Origin of the sequence: Actinocorallia sp. B10E7, assembly GCF_039871655.1 — a bacterium.
Classification (GTDB): Bacteria; Actinomycetota; Actinomycetes; order Streptosporangiales; family Streptosporangiaceae; genus Actinocorallia.
This window is the reverse complement of record NZ_JBDPLZ010000002.1, coordinates 377,476-394,992: the sequence shown is the minus strand read 5'-3', so window position 1 is coordinate 394,992 and position 17,517 is coordinate 377,476. Positions and strand designations below refer to the sequence as shown.

At 70.8% G+C, this 17,517-nt stretch carries 23 protein-coding genes; 14 read left to right on the top strand and 9 right to left on the bottom strand.

The features are described from left to right. Positions 1-9: 9 nt before the first annotated feature. Positions 10-1,179 carry a serine hydrolase domain-containing protein gene (locus ABGB12_RS06915; RefSeq protein ID WP_347675425.1) on the top strand — a complete coding sequence of 390 codons (1,170 nt, stop codon included), beginning with the start codon at positions 10-12 and terminating at the stop codon, positions 1,177-1,179. 91 nt (positions 1,180-1,270) lie between these two features. After that, positions 1,271-2,032 carry a glucose 1-dehydrogenase gene (locus tag ABGB12_RS06910; protein ID WP_347675424.1) on the top strand — a complete coding sequence of 254 codons (762 nt, stop codon included), beginning with the start codon at positions 1,271-1,273 and terminating at the stop codon, positions 2,030-2,032. On the opposite strand, the gene ABGB12_RS06905 is transcribed toward ABGB12_RS06910, so the two are convergent. Then, a complete protein-coding gene (locus ABGB12_RS06905; protein WP_347675423.1) occupies positions 1,972-2,295 on the bottom strand; it encodes a hypothetical protein in 324 nt (107 codons plus the stop codon). The two genes, ABGB12_RS06910 and ABGB12_RS06905, sit on opposite strands and share 61 nt — an antisense overlap. Positions 2,296-2,384: 89 nt before the next feature. Between ABGB12_RS06905 and nfi the strand changes: the two genes are divergently transcribed. Beyond that, the gene (nfi, locus tag ABGB12_RS06900; RefSeq protein ID WP_347675422.1) at positions 2,385-3,104 is read left to right on the top strand and encodes a deoxyribonuclease V; all 720 of its coding nucleotides are present in this window, start codon (positions 2,385-2,387) and stop codon (positions 3,102-3,104) included. Here nfi and ABGB12_RS06895 read toward each other — a convergent pair. Next, positions 3,040-4,437 carry an amidase gene (locus ABGB12_RS06895; RefSeq protein WP_347675421.1) on the bottom strand — a complete coding sequence of 466 codons (1,398 nt, stop codon included), beginning with the start codon at positions 4,435-4,437 and terminating at the stop codon, positions 3,040-3,042. The genes nfi and ABGB12_RS06895 overlap by 65 nt on opposite strands. Before the next feature lie 68 nt (positions 4,438-4,505). Between ABGB12_RS06895 and ABGB12_RS06890 the strand changes: the two genes are divergently transcribed. Next, positions 4,506-5,075, top strand: a complete 570-nt coding sequence (locus ABGB12_RS06890) for a TetR family transcriptional regulator (protein ID WP_347675420.1) — start codon at positions 4,506-4,508, stop codon at positions 5,073-5,075. A 74-nt stretch (positions 5,076-5,149) separates the two neighbouring features. Here the strand turns inward: ABGB12_RS06890 and ABGB12_RS06885 are convergent, their stop codons facing one another. Further along, the gene (locus tag ABGB12_RS06885) at positions 5,150-5,620 is read right to left on the bottom strand and encodes a CBS domain-containing protein (protein WP_347675419.1); all 471 of its coding nucleotides are present in this window, start codon (positions 5,618-5,620) and stop codon (positions 5,150-5,152) included. A 154-nt stretch (positions 5,621-5,774) separates the two neighbouring features. Here ABGB12_RS06885 and ABGB12_RS06880 point away from each other — a divergent pair, with 154 nt between their 5' ends. Then, positions 5,775-6,416: a PaaI family thioesterase gene (locus ABGB12_RS06880; protein WP_347675418.1), complete on the top strand. Its 642-nt coding sequence runs from the start codon at positions 5,775-5,777 to the stop codon at positions 6,414-6,416. On the opposite strand, the gene ABGB12_RS06875 is transcribed toward ABGB12_RS06880, so the two are convergent. After that, positions 6,400-7,281 (bottom strand): TIGR03619 family F420-dependent LLM class oxidoreductase, encoded by an 882-nt coding sequence (locus tag ABGB12_RS06875; protein ID WP_347675417.1) that lies wholly within the window; start codon positions 7,279-7,281, stop codon positions 6,400-6,402. The two genes, ABGB12_RS06880 and ABGB12_RS06875, sit on opposite strands and share 17 nt — an antisense overlap. 126 nt (positions 7,282-7,407) lie before the next feature. On the opposite strand from ABGB12_RS06875, the gene ABGB12_RS06870 reads away from it, so the two are divergent. The 6 genes from ABGB12_RS06870 (at position 7,408) to ABGB12_RS06845 (ending at position 11,680) form a co-directional block, all read left to right on the top strand. After that, positions 7,408-8,460, top strand: coding sequence for a hypothetical protein (locus ABGB12_RS06870; protein ID WP_347675416.1), 1,053 nt, complete (start codon positions 7,408-7,410; stop codon positions 8,458-8,460). A 65-nt stretch (positions 8,461-8,525) separates the two neighbouring features. Next, positions 8,526-8,978 (top strand): hypothetical protein, encoded by a 453-nt coding sequence (locus ABGB12_RS06865; RefSeq protein ID WP_347675415.1) that lies wholly within the window; start codon positions 8,526-8,528, stop codon positions 8,976-8,978. A gap of 249 nt (positions 8,979-9,227) precedes the next feature. Beyond that, positions 9,228-9,677, top strand: coding sequence for a hypothetical protein (locus tag ABGB12_RS06860; RefSeq protein ID WP_347675414.1), 450 nt, complete (start codon positions 9,228-9,230; stop codon positions 9,675-9,677). A gap of 16 nt (positions 9,678-9,693) precedes the next feature. Then, positions 9,694-10,440, top strand: a complete 747-nt coding sequence (locus ABGB12_RS06855) for a HipA family kinase (RefSeq protein WP_347675413.1) — start codon at positions 9,694-9,696, stop codon at positions 10,438-10,440. Next, the gene (locus ABGB12_RS06850) at positions 10,437-10,859 is read left to right on the top strand and encodes a DUF3037 domain-containing protein (protein ID WP_347675412.1); all 423 of its coding nucleotides are present in this window, start codon (positions 10,437-10,439) and stop codon (positions 10,857-10,859) included. Before ABGB12_RS06855 ends, ABGB12_RS06850 begins: the two co-directional genes overlap by 4 nt. Continuing rightward, on the top strand, positions 10,856-11,680 hold the full coding sequence (locus ABGB12_RS06845) for an SDR family oxidoreductase (protein ID WP_347675411.1): 825 nt from the start codon (positions 10,856-10,858) through the stop codon (positions 11,678-11,680). The genes ABGB12_RS06850 and ABGB12_RS06845 overlap by 4 nt, the downstream gene beginning before the upstream one ends. Here ABGB12_RS06845 and ABGB12_RS06840 read toward each other — a convergent pair. After that, entirely contained in the window at positions 11,664-12,677 is a 1,014-nt protein-coding gene (locus tag ABGB12_RS06840) for an SDR family oxidoreductase (RefSeq protein ID WP_347675410.1), read from the bottom strand. The two genes, ABGB12_RS06845 and ABGB12_RS06840, sit on opposite strands and share 17 nt — an antisense overlap. After that, complete coding sequence (locus ABGB12_RS06835; RefSeq protein ID WP_347675409.1) at positions 12,674-13,231, bottom strand: TetR/AcrR family transcriptional regulator; 558 nt, start codon at positions 13,229-13,231, stop codon at positions 12,674-12,676. Before ABGB12_RS06835 ends, ABGB12_RS06840 begins: the two co-directional genes overlap by 4 nt. 168 nt (positions 13,232-13,399) lie before the next feature. Here ABGB12_RS06835 and ABGB12_RS06830 point away from each other — a divergent pair, with 168 nt between their 5' ends. Then, complete coding sequence (locus ABGB12_RS06830) at positions 13,400-14,068, top strand: universal stress protein (RefSeq protein ID WP_347675408.1); 669 nt, start codon at positions 13,400-13,402, stop codon at positions 14,066-14,068. A gap of 274 nt (positions 14,069-14,342) precedes the next feature. Next, positions 14,343-15,602 carry a Na+/H+ antiporter NhaA gene (gene nhaA / locus ABGB12_RS06825; RefSeq protein WP_347675407.1) on the top strand — a complete coding sequence of 420 codons (1,260 nt, stop codon included), beginning with the start codon at positions 14,343-14,345 and terminating at the stop codon, positions 15,600-15,602. Here nhaA and ABGB12_RS06820 read toward each other — a convergent pair. The 3 genes from ABGB12_RS06820 to ABGB12_RS06810 form a co-directional block, all read right to left on the bottom strand. After that, positions 15,557-15,742 (bottom strand): hypothetical protein, encoded by a 186-nt coding sequence (locus ABGB12_RS06820; protein WP_347675406.1) that lies wholly within the window; start codon positions 15,740-15,742, stop codon positions 15,557-15,559. The genes nhaA and ABGB12_RS06820 overlap by 46 nt on opposite strands. Before the next feature lie 82 nt (positions 15,743-15,824). Then, positions 15,825-16,046, bottom strand: coding sequence for a DUF397 domain-containing protein (locus ABGB12_RS06815; protein WP_347675405.1), 222 nt, complete (start codon positions 16,044-16,046; stop codon positions 15,825-15,827). Beyond that, positions 16,016-16,819, bottom strand: coding sequence for a helix-turn-helix transcriptional regulator (locus ABGB12_RS06810; RefSeq protein ID WP_347675404.1), 804 nt, complete (start codon positions 16,817-16,819; stop codon positions 16,016-16,018). Before ABGB12_RS06810 ends, ABGB12_RS06815 begins: the two co-directional genes overlap by 31 nt. A gap of 145 nt (positions 16,820-16,964) precedes the next feature. Here ABGB12_RS06810 and ABGB12_RS06805 point away from each other — a divergent pair, with 145 nt between their 5' ends. Then, positions 16,965-17,363 carry an ATP-binding protein gene (locus ABGB12_RS06805; protein ID WP_347675403.1) on the top strand — a complete coding sequence of 133 codons (399 nt, stop codon included), beginning with the start codon at positions 16,965-16,967 and terminating at the stop codon, positions 17,361-17,363. The last annotated feature ends 154 nt before the right edge of the window (positions 17,364-17,517 follow it).

Sequence of the window (17,517 nt, the reverse complement as noted above, 5' to 3'; positions counted from 1 at the left end):
GGAGGAATGATGGTGACTGGCCAGGTGGTACAGGGACACTGCGACCCGGCGTTCCGCGGCGTCCGAGAGGTCTTCGAGACCCAGTTCGCCGAGGGCCGCAACCTCGGCGCGAGCGTCGCGGTGTTCGCGAGCGGACGCCCCGTCGTCGACCTGTGGGGCGGGATCGCCGACGCCAAGACCGGCCGCGCCTGGGAGCGGGACACCCCTTGCCTGGCCTTCTCCTGCACCAAGGCCGTCACCGCGACCGCCGCGCTGCTGCTGGCCGAGCGCGGCGAGGTGGCGCTGGAGCGGCCCGTGACCGACTGGTGGCCGGAGTTCGGCGCGCACGGCAAGGAGGGCGTCACCGGAGAGCAGCTGCTCACCCATGAGGCCGGGCTGCCCGCCTTCGCGCGGAAGGTCGGGGCCGAGGAGGCGGCCGACCCCGCCGCGATGGCCGCCCTGCTGGCCGGCCAGGCGCCGGAATGGACGCCCGGGGACGGGCACGGGTACCACGCCCTCACCTACGGCTGGCTGGCCGGGGAGATCGTGCGGCGCACCGCCGGGACGACCGTCGGGGAGTTCGTCCGGCGCGAGTTCGCCCCGGACCTGTGGATCGGCACCCCTCCGGAGGTCATGGCGAAGGCCGCGAAGCTCTCCGCGACGGGGCGGCCGCCGTCCGGCGCGGCCGACCCCCGGCCTGCCGGGCGGACGGGGGCCGATCTGATGACCCGGCTGGCCGAGGCCTACCTCGACCCGCAGTCCCCGCTCAACCGCGCCCTCAACAACCCCGCCGCCTCTTACAACAAGCCGGTCGTGCTGCAGGGCGGGTGGCCCGCGGCAGGGATGGTGGCCACCTCCCGCGCCCTCGCCGCCTTCTACGACTCGCTGATCGGCGGGCGGATCCTGCAGAAGGAGACCCTGCGGGAGGGCGTCCGCGAACGTGTGCGCGGCGCCGACAGGGTGCTGCTCGTGGACAGCGCCTTCGGGCTCGGTTTCATGCGTCCGGCCATGACGTTCCTGACGCCGAGGGCGGGCAGGGACAGCGCGTTCGGCCACACCGGCGCGGGAGGCGGCATCGGCCTCGGCGACCCGGAGAAGGAGCTGGCCGTCGCGTTCATCCCCAACCAGATGGGCGGCGGCATGGCCGGGGACCGGCGCTCCTACGAACTCGTCAAGGCGGTCTACGCCGCCCTGTCCTGACCCTTGTTAGGCCAACCAAGCGCACGTTAGTTTGGCTGGCGATGGACCGGGGACGCCGCGGCACGGGCGAACAGTCACTTGGGAGCAGTTCATGGGTCAGCTTGACGGAAAGGTCGCCCTCATCTCCGGCGGCGCGCGCGGCATGGGCAAGGCCCACGTCCGCAGGTTCGTCGCCGAGGGTGCGAAGGTCGTCTTCGGCGACGTGCTGGTGGAGGAGGGCGAGAAGCTGGCCTCCGAGTTCGACGGCGAGGCGCTGTTCATCAAGATGGACGTGACGAAGCCCGAGGACTGGCAGGCGGCCGTCGCACTGGCCGTGGAGAACTTCGGCAAGCTGGACGTGCTGGTCAACAACGCCGGCGTCATCCGGGTGAAGAACATCGAGGACATGGAGCTGGCGGAGTTCCAGGCCACCGTCAACGTCAACCTGACCGGCCAGTGGCTGGGCATCAAGTCGGTCATCCCCGCGATGAAGGCGGCCGGCGGCGGCTCCATCATCAACGTGAGCTCGACCGAGGGCTTCGTGTCGGGTGCCGGCTTCTCCGCCTACAGCGCCGGGAAGTTCGGCATCCGCGGCGTCACCAAGTCCGCGGCGCGCGAACTCGGCCCCCACGGCATCCGCGTCAACAGCATCCACCCCGGCGGGATCTTCACCTCGATGTCCCTGGACCCCGAGGTCGTCGAGCGGGGCGCGGAGAACGCCGACGCGTTCATGAAGGCGCTGCCGCTGGGCCGGATGGGCAAGACCCACGAGGTGTCCGGGCTGGTCGTCTTCCTGGCCAGTGACGACTCGTCCTACTGCTCGGGCAGCGAGGTCCTGGTCGACGGCGGGATGATCACCGGTCCCGGCTTCTGAAACAGCGGGCTGTCGAACATCCTCCCGGCCAGCCAGACCAGCAGGGCCTGGAACAGGCCCGCCGCCGTCATGACGAGCAGGAAGACCTCGCGGCTCTCCGGAAGGGGGAGCATCAGCGGCACGAGGCCGGTCGGGAGGCTGGCCAGCAGCAGCCAGATGCCGTCCAGGCCGGGGTCGGCGCCGGGCGCCGCGTACAGCCGGTGGGACAGGCAGAGGATCAGCGTCGCGTAGAGGAGTGCGGCGGGGGTGGCGAGCTTGACCATGTCCTTGAGGGAATCAGGCTTGCCCCTCCCGCCATATCCGTAAAAGTACTTAGATCCAGGGATTCAGGTACTCAATTACCCTCGCTCCCATGGACATCGAGGACCCGCATCCCTGGCCCGCCTCCGTCGAAGAAGCCGAGGCGTTGCAGGAACGGTTGCGCGAGCGCGTCCGGGAGGAGCCCGGGCCCGCCGTCGTGCGCATCGTCGCGGGGCTCGACGTCGCCTACGCCGACGACCGGGTCGCCGCGGCGGTCGTCGTGCTGGACGCCGCGACGTTGCAGGTCGTCGAGTCGGCCGTCTCCGTCGAGCGGCCGTCCTTCCCCTACGTCCCCGGCCTGTTCGCCTTCCGTGAGCTGCCCGCGCTGCTGTCGGCGCTGCGGAAGCTGCGCACCGTGCCGGACCTGCTCGTCTGCGACGGCCACGGGCGGGCCCACTTCCGGCGGTTCGGGCTCGCCTGCCACCTGGGCCTGCTCACCGGGCTGCCCACGATGGGCGTGGGCAAGACGTTCCTGGTGGGCGAGCACATCGAGCCCGGACGGGAGCGGGGCTCGTTCACCGAGCTCGTCCACGAGGGCGAGGTCGTCGGACGCACCGTGCGGACGCGGACGGGCGTCAAACCCGTCTACGTCTCGGTGGGCCACCGCGTCGACCTCGACACGGCGACCCGTCACGTCCTGGCGCTCAGCCCGTCCTACCGGCTGCCCGAGACCACGCGGCGGTCCGACCGCCTGTCGCGTGAGGCGCTCAGAGCGACGGAGTCAGGTCCTGCCAGCGCTCCGCCTCCTGCAGTTGAGCCGCGAGGGAGATGAGCTTCGCCTCCTCGCTGTCATGGCCGAGGAGCTGCGCGCCGATCGGCAGGCCGCCGGAGCTGAACCCGGCCGGGACGCTCACGCCGGGCCAGCCCAGGACGTTCCACGGCCAGGCCAGCGGGCACAGCGCGGCGACCCCCGACTGGGTCTTCTGGTAGCCGGCGCCGTCGAACGCGCCGACCTTCGACGGCAGCTGCGCGGTGGTCGGGGTGAGCACCACGTCGGCGTACCGGAAGATGCCGCCGACGCGGCGGCGAAGGTAGGGATCCATGCGCCGGGCCAGCGGCAGCAGCCGCCGTCCGACGGTCCGGCCGATTCTCGCCTCCACCTCGGTGCGCGCCTCCGGCCGGGCGCCGGGCATCGAGTCCAGCCAGTCGGCCACGCCCACCGTGCCGCGCGGGACGAGGCCGAGCGCGACGGGCCCGTAGTCGGGGTCGGCGGGGAAGACCTTGTGCCCGAGGTCGGTGAGCAGCCGCGCCGTCCGCTCCACGGCCCGCCGGATCTCCGGGTCGATCCTGCCGGGGACGCCGAGGGCCGTCTTGAAGGAGACGGCGACGCGCAGCCTGCCCGGATCCCGCCGGGCCGCCTCGGCGAAGGGGGTGCGCGGCGGGTCGAGCCGGTGGACGTCCTCGGGGTGGCTGCCGGTGAGGACGTCCAGGAGCAGCGCGGCGTCCTCGACCGTGCGGGCCAGCGGGCCCCACACCGTCAGGCCGTTGAACGGGTCGGTGTGCGGGTATCCCGAGATCCGTCCCCGCTGCGGTTTGATACCGACGAGGTTCGTCCAGGCGGCGGGGATGCGGATGGAGCCCGCCCCGTCCGAGCCCACGGCCGCCGGGACCATGCCCGCCGCGACCGCCGCGGAGGAGCCCCCGGACGAGCCGCCGGGGGTGAAGCCGAGCCGCCAGGGGTTGCGCGCCGCCCCGTAGCCGGGCGACTCGCTGAAGGGCCACAGGCCGATCTCGCACGTCCGCGTCTTGCCGACGATGACCGCTCCGGCCGCCCGCAGCCTGCGCACCAGTTCCGCGTCGCGCTCCACCGGAAGGTGGTCGCCGCGCACCGCGAACGGCGTCGTCTCGCCCGCGAGGTCGGTGTCGTCCTTGATGGCGACGGGGACGCCCAGCAGCGGCAGCCGCTCCCCCGCCGCCAGCCTCCGGTCGGCCTCGGCCGCCTCGGCGCGGGCCGCCTCCTGGCGCACGACCCGGAAGGCGCCGACCCTGCCGTCCACCTCGTCGATCCGGGTGAGGGACGCCTCCACCAGCTCCTTCGCGCTCACCTTTCCCGACGCCGCCAGCTCCGCCTGCTCCGCCAGCCCCTTGTACGCGAGTCCGCTCACCGTGCCCCTCTCTCGTTCGTTCGAACGAACGATAGGATGAATCCCTCATCCTGGGAAGACGGTCCTTCATGAACGAAGCACGCGAGCGCATCCTCGACGCCGCCCTGCGCCTCATCGGCGAGCACGGCGTCGGCGCCCTCACCAACCGGCGCGTCGCCTCCGCCGCCGGCGTCTCCCTGGGCACCCTGACCTACCACTTCGGCTCCCAGACCGACCTGCTGCGCGAGTGCCTCGACCGCTTCGTCGACGCCGAGATCGACCGCATCACCCGCGCCGCCCTGACCCTGGCCGGCGCCGGGCTCTCCCCCGCCCAGGCCGCCGACGAGGTCCAGCGGGCCATCGTCGCCTTCGCCGACGGGCCCGAGCAGATAGCCCACCTCGAACTCCACCTGCAGGCCGCCCGCGACCCCGGGCTCCGGCCCGCCGCCGAGCGCTCCATCACCGCCTACGACCGGCTGGCGACGTCCATTCTCACGGCGCTGGGCATCTCCCGGCCCGAACTCCACGCGCCGACGATCGTCACGCTCCTGTACGGCCTGGCCGTCCGCCGTCTGGCCACCGGCGACGCCGCCGCCACCGGCACGGCCGAGGCCCTGCGCACCGTCCTCACCGGCGTCCTCGCCTCAACGGACCGCTGAGGGCTCGGGGAAGGCCGCCCGCGCATGGAAAGGGGACCGCGTTCCCGCGGTCCCCTCGCACGAAGGCCGGTGTCTCAGCCGGCCCCGCCGCCCTCGCCCCGCTTGCCGCCGCCCGCGCGCGCGTAGATGCGGTGGACGAACTCGGCGAGCTGGGCGTCCGGCAGGTTCCGCGCCAGGTCGGCCTCACTGATCATGCCGACCATGCGGTTGTTCTCGATGACGGGGAGCCGCTTGACCTGGTGCTGCTCCATCATGTCCAGGGCTTCTTGGACGGTGGTCTCCGGCGACACCGAGTACAGCCCGGAGGCGAGGTCTCCGGCGGTGACCCGGGACGGGTCGTGCCCGGCCGCGATGCACTTCACGACGATGTCGCGGTCGGTGATGATGCCTTCGAAGCGATGGTCCGGACCGACGATCGGCAAGGCGCCGATCCCCTCTTCGCGCATGATCTGGGCCGCGCGGTCCAGCGTCTCGTGCGCCTCGATGGTGCGGCAGCTCTCCTTGCACATCAGGTCACGGACCTGGTCCTGCATCTTCGTGGTCATGTTCCCCCCCGAGACTTCATGACATTCGGTGGAAGCACTACCCGAGGCAATCACCACGAAAACGCATGAATCACCCAAGCCCCGACCGGAAGCGGAGGGAACGGGTGATTTAGAATGCCGTTCTAAAACCCGCGAGGAATGATCAGGAGCACCGATGCCGGGAGCCCGTACCAGCACCCACCCGATCTTCACGGCCCGGAAGCGCGAGCCGGTGAGCGCGCGGCGGGTCGAGTACCTCGCGGAGCTCGCGGCCGAGGTGCGGCGGCTGAACGAGGCGGCCGTGCACACCGAACTGCCGGAGGACGAACTCGAGGAGCTCACCGCGCAGGTGCGGGCGCTCACCGACCGGCTCAACACCGTGCGCCGCGACCTCCCGCCCATCTCCGGCACCGGGGAGAGCGGCATGCTCCAGCAGCTCGCCGGCCCGGTCACCGGCGTGCTCAACCCCATCGCCCCGCCCTGCCAGGTGGAGTTCCTCGAGGACGGGTCGGTGCGCACCGGATTCACCCTGAACACGGTCTACGAGGGCCCTCCAGGCCTGGTCCACGGCGGCGTCAGCGCCATGATCATGGACCAGCTGCTCGGCCTGGCCGCCAACGGCAGGGGTGTCTCCGGCCTGACCGCCACCCTGGAGATGCGCTACCGCCGCCCCACCCCGCTGGGCGAGCCGCTGACCGCCGAGGCGAGGATCGACCGGGTGGAGGGCCGCAGGACCCACGCCGTCGGCAGGATCCTCAACGCCGAGGGCAAGGTGACGATCGAGGCCGCGGCCGTGTTCGTCATGCCGATGTTGTGAGGAACTCCCGGTAGGAGTCCAGCACGGGCAGCACCTCGTCCCGGGTGCCGCCCCGCACCCGCAGGACGACCTCCTCGACGCCCAGACAGGCGTAGTACTCCAGTTTGGCGCGGGTGGGCAGGACCCCGAACGGGACGACGGCGATCGTGGACGGGTCCCGTCCGGCGCTCTCGCAGGCCGCGGCCAGCCTCGGCAGCGCCTCCTTGACGCCCGCCCCGCCGATCGGCATCCACCCGTCCCCGTACTCGGCGACCGCGGCGAACAGCCTCGGCCCGCCCGCCCCGCCGAGCAGCACCGGCACCTCGGCCTTGGGCCAGGCCCAGCTCGGCTCGAACGCCACGTGCTCCCCCCGGAACGAGGCGACCTCCTCGCGCCACAGCGCCCGCATCGCCAGGACGTGCTCGCGGACCCGCTCGCGCCGCGTCGGCCAGACGACCCCGTGGTCGGCGGCCTCCTCCTCGTTCCAGCCGAACCCGACCCCCAGCGCGAACCGGCCCCCGGCCAGCCGCTGCAGCGACGCGACGGCCTTCGCCGTCACCAGCGGCTCCCGCTGCGCCGCCAGCAGGACCCCCGTTCCCAGGGTGATCGTGCTCGTCACCGCGGCCGCCGCACCCAGCGCCACCAGCGGGTCCAGCGTCCGCGCGTACTCCTCCGGCAGCGTCTCGTCCCCCGACGTCCCCCGCAGAAGCCTCTCCCCCGTCCCCGACGCCTCCCGCGTCGCGGGCCCGGGCGTCAGCCTCGACACCGGGATGTGCGTGTGCTCGGGCAGGTAGAGGGAGGAGAAACCCCGCTCCTCCGCCGCGACCGCCAGCTCGTGTGGCGCCACCGTCCGGTCGGTGGCGAACATGGTGATCCCCAGACGCATGGAATCCCCTTTCCGGGCGAGCGCTCGCCCTTCGGAACGGCAGCCTGCGATCTTGACGCGGGTCCGGCGAGCCGAAATCATACGGCGGCACCATTGACCCCCCTTACTCCCCGGAAGGCCGTTCCCTTGGTCCGGCGACTCAGAAGAGCCCTCATCGGCGGCACTATCGCCGCCTCCCTCGCACTCTCCGGCGGTTACGCGATCACTCAGATCGACGGAGCCACCACCACCATCCAGAACGTCGCCCAGTTGAAGGCGAAACCGCGGCTCGCCGGGCTGAAACTCGCCAAGCGCAAGCTGGTCGGCGGCAAGAAGACCTACGGCACCGTCACGCTGACCGCCGCCGCGCCCATGGGCGGCATGAAGGTCAAGCTCGCCGCCAAGAGCGCCAAGTACATCAAGGTCCCCGCGTCGGTGAAGGTCCCGGCCGGCAAGAAGAGCGCGCGCTTCGCCATCCGGACCGCCAAGATCTCCCGGATCGGCACCGGTGTGGTGGCCGCCGGGCTCGGAGGCAAGGTCCTCAAACGCGACCTCACCCTCACCCCCGCCCTCTACCTGGCACGGCTCGCCCTGGACACCTACGCGCTCCAGGGCGGCACCGCCACCTCCGGCACCATCGCGCTGAACAAGGCGGCCCCGGCGGGCGGCGTGACGGTCGCTCTCGCCAGCGGCAACGCCAAGGCGAAGGTCAAGGCCTCCGTGAAGATCCCCGCGGGCCGGAAGGCCGCCCGTTTCGACGTGGCGACCGAGGCCGTCGACGCGAACACCAGAGTGAAGCTCACCGCCAGGTACGGGGCGCAGAGCCTCGCCACGAGATTCGTCCTCACCGCGAAGGACGCCGACGTCACCTACGTGCCGACGAAGTTCACCCTCCACTTCAACGAGTTCGTCGACTCCTCCACGGCCGGCCGCGCCCTTCAAGCACACATCGACATCAACCTCCCCGCCCCCAAGGGCGGGCTCACGCTGCAGGTGACGTCCGACCAGCCCGCCCTGCTCGAGATCAACAACGGGGGCCAGGTCACCATCCCCGAAGGCCAGACGGCCGCGCCGTTCTGGATCGGCTACAAGGAGGTCCAGGCGCTCACCCCGTTCCGGTTCACCACCACCTACAACGGTGTGACCGTCCAGTCCATCGTGCGCAACCTCGTTCCGAAGGGTTACGAGGGCGCCTGGTAGGACGCGAACCGTGGCGCTCCCTCACGCATCGAACGCCACAAGCACCTGGATCGTGAGGGAGTGTCATGCGCAAAACCCTGGCCGTCTTGACGGCCGCCCTGCTCGTCCCCTTGGCCTCCGCCCCCGCGGAGGCCCGTCCGTCCGACAAGGTCTGCGGCTGGTCGGACGCGGCGATGAAGTACGACAAGACGATGCTCGTCCGCAAGAACGGCGTCCTTCTTCCCGCCAAGAAGCACCCGAACGGTGCGGTGAAGGGACGCTGGACCAAGACCGTCGGCAACCGCGACGACAACGACGGCTTCCTCTGGAAGCCTTACGGGCCCACGAGGACGCGGGCGCTGGCGAAGAACGTGACCGTCTGCCTGCGCGTCCTCGTGGACGACGAGATGACCCTCCGCAAGACCGGTCTCAAGGGCTTCCGCAAGGCCGTCGCCGGCAAGCCGGACGCCGCCCGGTGGAACCTGCGCTTCAACAAGAAGGGCGAAGTCGTCAAGGTGATCGAGGCCTGGGACCACTGATCTCCTGAGAGGTGAGGGCGCGCGTACCTCCTTCACGCTCCGGCGCCGCCCACCCGCCTCCCCCCAAGAGATGATCTTTACCGAACCTCCTCGCCGGTCCGGGCGTCGAAGCTGATGATCATCTGGTCGGCCAGGAACCGGACCCTCGGGAGGGACTGCGCTTCGACGAACTGGGAAAGATCACCCCCGCCTACCAGATCTTCCGCAGTTGAGAATCTGGTGTTGAAACAAGCGAAAAGGTTGAGACGTATGCGTACACCCTTGATAGCCATGGCGGCCGCCGCCCTGGCCGCTCCCCTGGTCGTCGCCGCTCCCGCCCAGGCCGCGGGGAACATCTGCTCGGTCAAGGCCAAGGCGCCGAAGTTCCAGAAGGTCATCGACGTCAGACCCGGCGGCGTGCGGCCCGTCTCGGCGAAGCGTCCCTACGGCGGGCTCACGGGCCGTTGGGCCAAGTACACGAAGTCCGAGTACAACGACGGCTACTACAAGCCCTACGGAAAGAAGCAGACGCGCGCCTTCGCGAAGAAGGCGACGATCTGTGTCTTCTCCCTCGACTCCCAGGGCATGATCTCCATGCGCAAGACCGGGCTGAAGGGACTGCGCGCGGCCGTCGACAAGCCGAAGATGAACCCCCAGTGGGGCCTGCGCTTCGACAAGCGGGGAAAGATCACCCTCGCGTACCAGGTCTACCACCCCTGACGGATAGCCTTGGCGCGTGTTGCCCTTGATCAGAGCCACCCGGTATGTCCTGCCCCTGCGTGAGGGCGGTTCGCTGCCCGGCCTGGTGGAGGCCGCCGACCTCGGCACCTACGTCGCCAAGTTCACCGGGGCCGGCCAGGGCCGCAAAGCGCTGATCGCCGAGATCCTGGCCGGAGCCCTGGCCCGGGAGCTGGGTTTCCGCACCCCCGAGCAGGTCATCCTGGACTTCGATCCGGTGATGGCCAAGCACGAGCCGGACGAGGAGGTGCAGGACCTGCTCGACGCCAGCCCCGGCTGGAACCTCGGCGTGGACTTCCTGCCCGGCGCGCTCGGCTACGATCCGCTCGGCTGGACGCCCGACGCCGGCTTCGCCAGCCGGGTCCTGTGGTTCGACGCGTTCATCGGCAACGTCGACCGCAGCTGGCGCAACCCGAACATGCTGGTCTGGCACGGGGACGTCTGGCTCATCGACCACGGGGCGAGCCTGTACTTCCACCACGCCTGGGCCAGCGCCTCCAAGCTGGTGCACCGGCCCTACGACGTGGACGACCACGTCTTCAAGCCCTACGCCAAGGACCTCGGCGGCGCCGAGGCCGCGCTGCTCCCCCTGGTCACCGAGAAGCTGCTGCGTTCGGCGGTCGAGCTCGTCCCCGAGCCCTGGCTCACCGGCGAGCCCGGGTTCGCCTCGGCGCAGGACGTCCGCGAGGCCTATGTGACCCAGCTGCTCGCCCGTGCCGCGGCGCCGAGGAGCTGGCTGCCGTGAACCAGCGACAGACCCCCTCTTCCCCTACCGACCTCACGGAACACCCCGAAGTGGACCTCTACGAGTACGCGCTGCTGCGCCTCATCCCGGACCTGGAACGCGGCGAATCACTCAATGTCGGCGTCGTCGTCTACTGCCGGAAGCGCGACTACCTGCAGGTTCGCATCTCGGCGGACGAAAATCGGTTGCGCGCGTTCTCACCGGGAATGAACGTCGAGCAACTGCGCCGGGCGCTGAACGGAATCGCCGCCCACTGCGCGGGCGACGACCACGCCGGTGGAGACTCGCTCGGGCGGCGGTTCCGCTGGCTCACCGCCCCGCGTAGCACGATCGTCCAGTCCGGTCCCGTGCACCCCGGGCTCACCGACGACCCGGACGCGACCCTCGCCCGCCTCTTCGAAAGGCTCGTCCAGTCGTGACCCACACCATCGGCATCACCGGCGCCACCGGCGCGGTGGGCGGCGAGACCGCCCGGCTCCTGGCGAAGGCCGGCCACTCCCTCCGGCTCATCGTCCGAGACCCCTCCCGCGCCCCCGAGCTGCCCGGCGCGAGGGTCGCGACGGCCGGCGGCTACCACGACGTCGACGGCATGAGGGAGGCCTTCTCCGGCCTGCACACGGTCTTCCTGGTATCGGCCGCGGAGTCGCCCGATCGGGTCGCCGAGCACCACCGCGCGGTGGACGCGGCGATGTCGGCGGAGGTCCACCACCTCGTCTACCTGTCGTTCCTGTCCGCGGCGGAGCAGGCCACGTTCACCTTCGCCCGAGACCACTGGGCCACCGAGCAGTACGTGAAGGGCTCGGGAATGGACTTCACCTTCCTGCGCCCCAGCCTCTACCAGGACGTGCTCCCCCACCTGGTCCAGGACGGCGCCATCCGCGGCCCCGCGGGTCAGGGCCGCTGCGCCTGGGTGGCCCGCACCGACGTGGCGGCCGTGGCCGCGGCGATCCTGCTCCACCCCGACCTGCACCGGGGCCGCAGGTACGACGTGACGGGCCCGCAGTCCCTCACCATGGGGCAGACGGCCGAGATGATGGGCGTCGAGTACGTGGACGAGACGGTCGAGGAGGCCTACGCCTCCCGGGCGCGCTACGGCGCCCCCGACTGGGAGGTCGAGGGCTGGGTCACCTCCTACCAGGCCATCGCCACCGGCGAGATGGACATCGTCAGCCCCACCGTGCAGCGGGCCACCGGCCACCCCGCCTCCAGCCTCCAGCAGTTCCTCAACTCGCTCGGGTGAGGTGGTCCGCCCAGGCCCGGACGGCCGGGGCGAGCGGCGGGAGCTCCAGCCCCGCCGCGGCCTCCAGCTTTCGGGCCGAGCCCGTCGGGTAGCGGTCGGCGGACAGGAAGCTCAACGTCTCCGGATCGGCCTTGGTGAGCTTGGAGGGCAGGCGTCGCAGCACCCCCGCCGGCACGCTCAGCCTCGGCGCGCGCACCCCCAGGTGCGCGGCGACCAGCCGCATCAGGTCGTGCAGCGGCGGGGTGTCGTCGTCCAGGACCCAGAACGCCTCTCCGGGTTCGGCGTGCTCGGGCACCGCCGCGAGGAACCGCGCGAGGTGGTCGACGGTGACCAGCGGCACCCAGGTGCGCCGGTCGCCGGGCAGGGCGGGCAGCTTTCCGCGGTGCAGGTCGCGCACCATCTCGCCGAGGCCGAGGGTCTGGACCGTCTCCCCCGTCCGCGAGTCCCCGATGACACTGGATGGATTGACCGCGTTGTACGGGATGCCGAGTTCACCGGCCGCCTCCCGGACGGCCTGGTCCGCCTCGACCTTGCTGGCCTCGTACGCCCCGGCCTTGCGGTAGAGCGCGTCCAGCTCCGTCGCGTCGAGACGCCCGTCCACGGCGGCCACCCGGTACCCGCTGATGTGCACGAGCCGCCGAGCCTTCGGCAGCCCGGCCGTCCAGCGCACCGCTTCGAGCGCCCCGTCCACGTTGACCCGCCGCGCCTCCGCCCGGTCGAGCCCGAAGTCGAACCGCGCCCCCAGGTTGTAGACGTCCCGGACGGTGTCGAGCCCGCCGGGCAGCCCGAGCCCGGGACGGGTGAGGTCGCCGTCCAGTACGGCGAGCAGTCCGGTGTCCCCGCCGTGCGCGACGACCCACGCGCGTAGTTCCGCCTCGCGCTCGGCGGCCCGCCGCACGAGCACGGCGACGCCGCGCCCCTGTCGGGTGAGTTCCGGCACCAGCCACCGGCCGATGAGCCCGGTGCCTCCGATGACGAGTGTGTCGGGCTGGTTCATGTTCTCTCCAGAAGTGCGTGGACGGCCCGTGCCGCCGATTCGAGGGGCAGCCGGGACCGGCGGACCCGGCTGAGCAGTAGGGCGCCCTCGATGAGCGCCAGGACCTGACCCGCGGTCTCCTCCGGGTGCCCCTCCGCGGCCAGGAGCGCGGCGAGGCCGGACTCCCACCCGTCATAGATCTCGGCGCACACCCCGGCGAGCTCCGATCCGGGCGGCGCCTCGACCGCGACGGCCGCGACCGGACACCCCTTGGCGAACCCGGCGGCCTCCTGCCGGTCGGCCAGCAGACGGATCAGCAGCCCGATCGCATCAGCGGCCCCGCCGCCCTCGGAGGCAGCGCGCAGGACGAGTTCCTCGACCTGCCCGGCACCGAACCGCAGCGCCGCCTCCACGAGTTCGTCCTTGCCCCCGGGAAAGTGGAAGTACAGCGAACCTCGCGGCGCACCACTACGCCGCAGCACCTCGTTGATCCCGGTACCGGCCGCCCCCTTCTCCTCCACGGCCTCCGCCATGACCCCGACCATCCGCATCCGCGTGTCCCGTCCCTTGCTCACCCCGCAATAGTAGACCGATCTACATATTATTGTCGACCCCGTGGACGTTCCGGCTCCTCGTGTGACCGATCCTCGCCCGGGAAGACCTCAGGCGTAGGCGAGAGCAGGGGTCACTCGAAGGAATTTTGTCCCTATCCGATACAGAATGCCCCTTATGAGGATGGAGCCATGGATCTTACAAATGTCCTAGTCCTCGTCCTCGTATGGGTGGCGGTCGGTCTGATCACCGGGCTCCTGCTGACCCGCAGGGGGCACGATCCGAGATGGACCCTCGTCGCGATGGCGATGGGACCGGGATTCGTGCCGATCGCGTTCTCGAAGGTCGAGGAACGGGCCAGACGTGCCGCGCTGGAGCCCCGGAGCGCTCTCCCCGAACCCAGGAGCCCCGGCGGCCTGCGGGTCCTCGTCGGACTCGACGAGTCGGCGCAGTCGCGGGTCGCGCTGGACGCGGCGCTGGACCTGCTGGCCTCCCGCTGCGGGATGCTCGTCCTGGCCGAGGTCGTCTACTACGACGAGCGCGACGAAGACGCGCTGCGGGAGGGCGACGAGAAGTCGCGGAGGCTGAACGCCCTCGCGGAAAGGGCCGGGGAGATCCCCACCTCCTGCCAGGTGCTGACCGGGCCGCCCGGGCGGACACTGCGCGAGTACGCCCGGGAGCAGGGAATGGACCTGATCATCGTGGGGAGGCAGGGCCGGGGCGTCTCGACGAAGCTGCTGGGAAGCGTCGCCTCCGACCTCGTGCACCGCTCGCCGGTCCCGGTCCTCGTCGTCGGGCCCGACTGGTCTCCGCGAACGGCCGGCGCCGAAGCCGTCCGGCCGACGCGGAACGGGCGGTGACGTGAGCAGGGGGCGGATGAACCATCCCCGGGCGCTCCGTCGCGACGACGCGCACCACAGGCTGGCCGCCCACGAGGTCGTTCTGCTGCTGAGACCGACAGGCACCGGGGCCTGAACGGCGCCGAGGCGGCGCTGGAGAGTCTGCGGGAGATGGTCCACGCCCGGGTCAGGGTCGTGCGCGACGGCGGGGAGCGGATCGTCCCGCGCCCGAACCGCAGGCCGGAAGGCCCTCTCACCAGGGTTCCTCACTCTCCGTGAGGGCACGATGGAATCCGTGAAGGATTCTGCGCCCCGCCGACGGGAACGGATCCTGTCTCCGCTGAAGGCCCTGCTGCACGCCGAGAGCGCAGGAGGGGCCGTCCTGCTGGTCGCGACCGTGGCGGCGCTCATCTGGGCCAACAGCCCGTTCTCCGACGGGTACACGTGGTTCTGGCAGCAGGAGCTCGGCATCGGCGCCGGGCCGCTGATCGTCACCGAGGACCTGCGGCACTGGGTCAACGACGGGCTGATGACCCTGTTCTTCTTCGTCGTCGGCCTGGAGGTCAAACGGGAGCTGTCCATCGGGGAGTTGCACGACCCGAGGGCCGCGCTGCTGCCGGCCGTCGCGGCCGCGGGCGGGGTGATCCTGCCCGCCCTGCTGTTCCTGGGCGTTCTGGCCGCGACGGGCGGCGAGGGGCGGCGCGGGTGGGGCATCCCGATGGCCACGGACATCGCCTTCGCCGTCGGCATCATGGCGTTGCTGGGCCGACGCGTCTCGGCGGGGGCGAAACTGTTCCTGCTGAGCGTCGCGATCGTCGACGACATCATCGCCATCGCCGTCATCGCCCTGGTCTACAGCGACGACGTCCGGCCGTGGTGGCTGGCCGCCGCCGCGGCGGGGCTGCTCGCCGAGGCGGTGCTGCGATGGCTGGGCGTGTCCTCACCGTGGGGGTACGTGCCCGCGGGGGTCTTCGTCTGGTTCGCCTTCCTGGAGTCGGGGGTGCACGCCACGCTGGCCGGGGTCGCGCTCGGCCTGCTCACTCCGGCCCGCCCGGTCGGCGGCCGGGAGGTGCTCGACGAGGTCGAACACGCCCTGGCCCCGGTCAGCGCGTTCCTCGTCGTACCGCTGTTCGCCCTCGCCAACGCCGGGGTCGACCTGCGCGGCGGCAGGCTCGCCGAGGCCCTGGCCCAGCCGGTGGCCTGGGCCGTCATCGTCGGCCTGGTCCTGGGGAAGCTGCTGGGCATCACCGGGGCCGCCCGCCTCTTCCTGCGCCGAGGCTGGGCCACGCCGCCCAAGGGCACCCGCCGCACCGAGGTGGTCGGCGCCTCCCTGCTCGGCGGCATCGGCTTCACCGTCTCCCTGTTCATCGCCGACCTGGCCTTCACCGACCCGGAGATCACCTCCCACGCGAAGGTCGGCATCTTCACCGGCTCGCTCGCCGCGGCACTGCTGGGCACCGCCTGGCTGTGGGCCACCCGGCCACACCGGGGCCGACCCCGGCCCCGGGCTCACCCCCGCCCGGAACGCTTAACCGCCCAGTACCGCACGCCGTAGGCCGCCGTCAGCAGCACCCCGAACCCCACGAACCAGTAAGGCCACCCCGGCTCGGGCACCCGGTAGATCCCCACGAACAGAGAGATCATCGACGCCCAGAAAAGCCCCGCCACCACCCACTTGGCCGCTCCTTGCTCCATACCCCCATACCTACCCAGCCCAGCACCCGGCAGAAGGCACCCCACAGCCCCAGCCCGGCGAGAGGCGCGGAACGGCCCGCGGTCAACTCCGCTTGATCCGACCGACCAGCGAACCGAACGCCCTGCGGCTCACCACGAGTTTTGGCCCTTCGGGGTCCTTGGAGTCACGAACACCCACAACCGACGGCAAAGCGGCGAGCTCGACGCACATCCCGTGGTCGCCACCGCTGTGGCTGCTCTTGCGCCACTGTGCTTGAAAGAGATCCGCGTTCTTCACATCGTCTCCAGAATGCCGCGCATGCATTTTTCGGAATCTACTGCCGATAGTGCCATCGATGCGATGAGATCGAACCTCGCTCTCAGCCTCGTCACCCGGGGGCCCGCCTCAATGAGGTGGCCTTGTCCGCTTGCGCCTTCCTCATAGGCCACGTCGGGTTCCGCGTCGAAACTCAGCAGGGTGAACGACCCTTCAGGGAAGATCTGCGCTTCGAAGGGAACCACCAAAATCGTGACGTCGTACTCCTGATTGCGCTCGAGCAGGGATTCGAGCTGCGCTTTCATGACCTCACCGCCACCGACTCTCCTCCTGATGGCGTTCTCATCAAGAATCGCCACCACACTGGGCGGGTTCTCGCGCTGAAAGAGTTCTTGCCTGGCTATGCGTGCAGCAGCCATTTCATCCAGCCTGTCGGCGCGTACGCCTCGGCGGAGGACCTCACGGGCGTAGTCCTGAGTCTGGAGCAGACCGGCGACGATGAACTGCGAATAGATCTTGATGAGGGAGGCGCGGGCCTCTTCGTCGGTGTATTCGGCGAAGCCCACAGGGATGCCGGACTCTTCGACGAGGCGGGGGAAGAGGCTCTCGAAGAAGCTGTTCAGGCCGAGCGCGGTGTCCAGGGTCCGCGAGAGGCGGGGCGTGGGGCGTCGGATGCCGTTCTCGAGGTGGCCGATGAGTTGCGGGGAGACGTGGACGAGGGCGGCGAGGGCGGGTTGGCTGAGGCCGGCGGCCTCGCGGTGGCGTTTGAGGTGGAAGGCGTAGAACTCTCTGATCGAGCGGGCGGGGTCGATCTGCGTCATCGGGGACCTCCGTGGTCTCCGGGGGGCTGTAGGGGCGGGCGCTCACGTGTAGGGGCGATTCCGCTTCAGAGAGTAACCATCCCGGTTCACGATGAGAGCGGAATCCACAGCTTCACTTTCCGGCCGCCGCACCGAGGGGTACTCGATGACGAACCGCACTCCGCCGCTGCACGCGCGGACCTATCCGGCCTGCCCGTCCGTCGCTCGTGAAAGCCGGGCCGTGCTGCGCGAGCTGCTGGACCGGTGGGAGCTGTCCGAGCTCTACGAGTCCGCGTCCCTGGTGCTGACCGAGCTGGTCTCCAACGCGATCCGCTCCGGGCAGCCGATCGGGGTGGCCTTCTCCCGGTGCGACGCCGTCTCGCTGCGCGTCGAGGTCCACGACCGAGGCCCCGGCCGTCCGGAGAGCGTCCCTGCCGGGGACGACGAGGAGAGCGGCCGGGGCCTGCTCCTCGTGGGGGCCCTGGCCGTCGAGTGGGGCTGGCGGCCGACTCCGGACGGCAAGCTCGTCCACGCCGTCCTCTCCCTCCGGGAGCTACCGGACTGACCCCCGAAGACGCCACGCGGTCGGTGCCGGTCCAGGCCGGGTGCTTCGGAATCTCGCCCTTGCAGCGGAGGGCGATTCCCTCGCTGTGGGGAGTGATTCTCGCCGCCCGGTCCTTACGCTCGCAATCATGATGGGTTCTGTTCGTGGGCGAAGT

Excerpts from the sequence above, each read along its gene's own strand:
- ABGB12_RS06915 (WP_347675425.1), top strand. The coding sequence starts at position 10 with ATGGTGACTGGCCAGGTGGTACAGGGACACTGCGACCCGGCGTTCCGC.
- ABGB12_RS06910 (WP_347675424.1), top strand. The coding sequence starts at position 1,271 with ATGGGTCAGCTTGACGGAAAGGTCGCCCTCATCTCCGGCGGCGCGCGC.
- ABGB12_RS06905 (WP_347675423.1), bottom strand. The coding sequence starts at position 2,295 with ATGGTCAAGCTCGCCACCCCCGCCGCACTCCTCTACGCGACGCTGATC.
- nfi (WP_347675422.1), top strand. The coding sequence starts at position 2,385 with ATGGACATCGAGGACCCGCATCCCTGGCCCGCCTCCGTCGAAGAAGCC.
- ABGB12_RS06890 (WP_347675420.1), top strand. The coding sequence starts at position 4,506 with ATGAACGAAGCACGCGAGCGCATCCTCGACGCCGCCCTGCGCCTCATC.
- ABGB12_RS06885 (WP_347675419.1), bottom strand. The coding sequence starts at position 5,620 with ATGACCACGAAGATGCAGGACCAGGTCCGTGACCTGATGTGCAAGGAG.
- ABGB12_RS06880 (WP_347675418.1), top strand. The coding sequence starts at position 5,775 with ATGCCGGGAGCCCGTACCAGCACCCACCCGATCTTCACGGCCCGGAAG.
- ABGB12_RS06875 (WP_347675417.1), bottom strand. The coding sequence starts at position 7,281 with ATGCGTCTGGGGATCACCATGTTCGCCACCGACCGGACGGTGGCGCCA.
- ABGB12_RS06865 (WP_347675415.1), top strand. The coding sequence starts at position 8,526 with ATGCGCAAAACCCTGGCCGTCTTGACGGCCGCCCTGCTCGTCCCCTTG.
- ABGB12_RS06860 (WP_347675414.1), top strand. The coding sequence starts at position 9,228 with ATGCGTACACCCTTGATAGCCATGGCGGCCGCCGCCCTGGCCGCTCCC.
- ABGB12_RS06840 (WP_347675410.1), bottom strand. The coding sequence starts at position 12,677 with ATGAACCAGCCCGACACACTCGTCATCGGAGGCACCGGGCTCATCGGC.
- ABGB12_RS06830 (WP_347675408.1), top strand. The coding sequence starts at position 13,400 with ATGGATCTTACAAATGTCCTAGTCCTCGTCCTCGTATGGGTGGCGGTC.
- ABGB12_RS06820 (WP_347675406.1), bottom strand. The coding sequence starts at position 15,742 with ATGGAGCAAGGAGCGGCCAAGTGGGTGGTGGCGGGGCTTTTCTGGGCG.
- ABGB12_RS06815 (WP_347675405.1), bottom strand. The coding sequence starts at position 16,046 with ATGCATGCGCGGCATTCTGGAGACGATGTGAAGAACGCGGATCTCTTT.
- ABGB12_RS06810 (WP_347675404.1), bottom strand. The coding sequence starts at position 16,819 with ATGACGCAGATCGACCCCGCCCGCTCGATCAGAGAGTTCTACGCCTTC.
- ABGB12_RS06805 (WP_347675403.1), top strand. The coding sequence starts at position 16,965 with ATGACGAACCGCACTCCGCCGCTGCACGCGCGGACCTATCCGGCCTGC.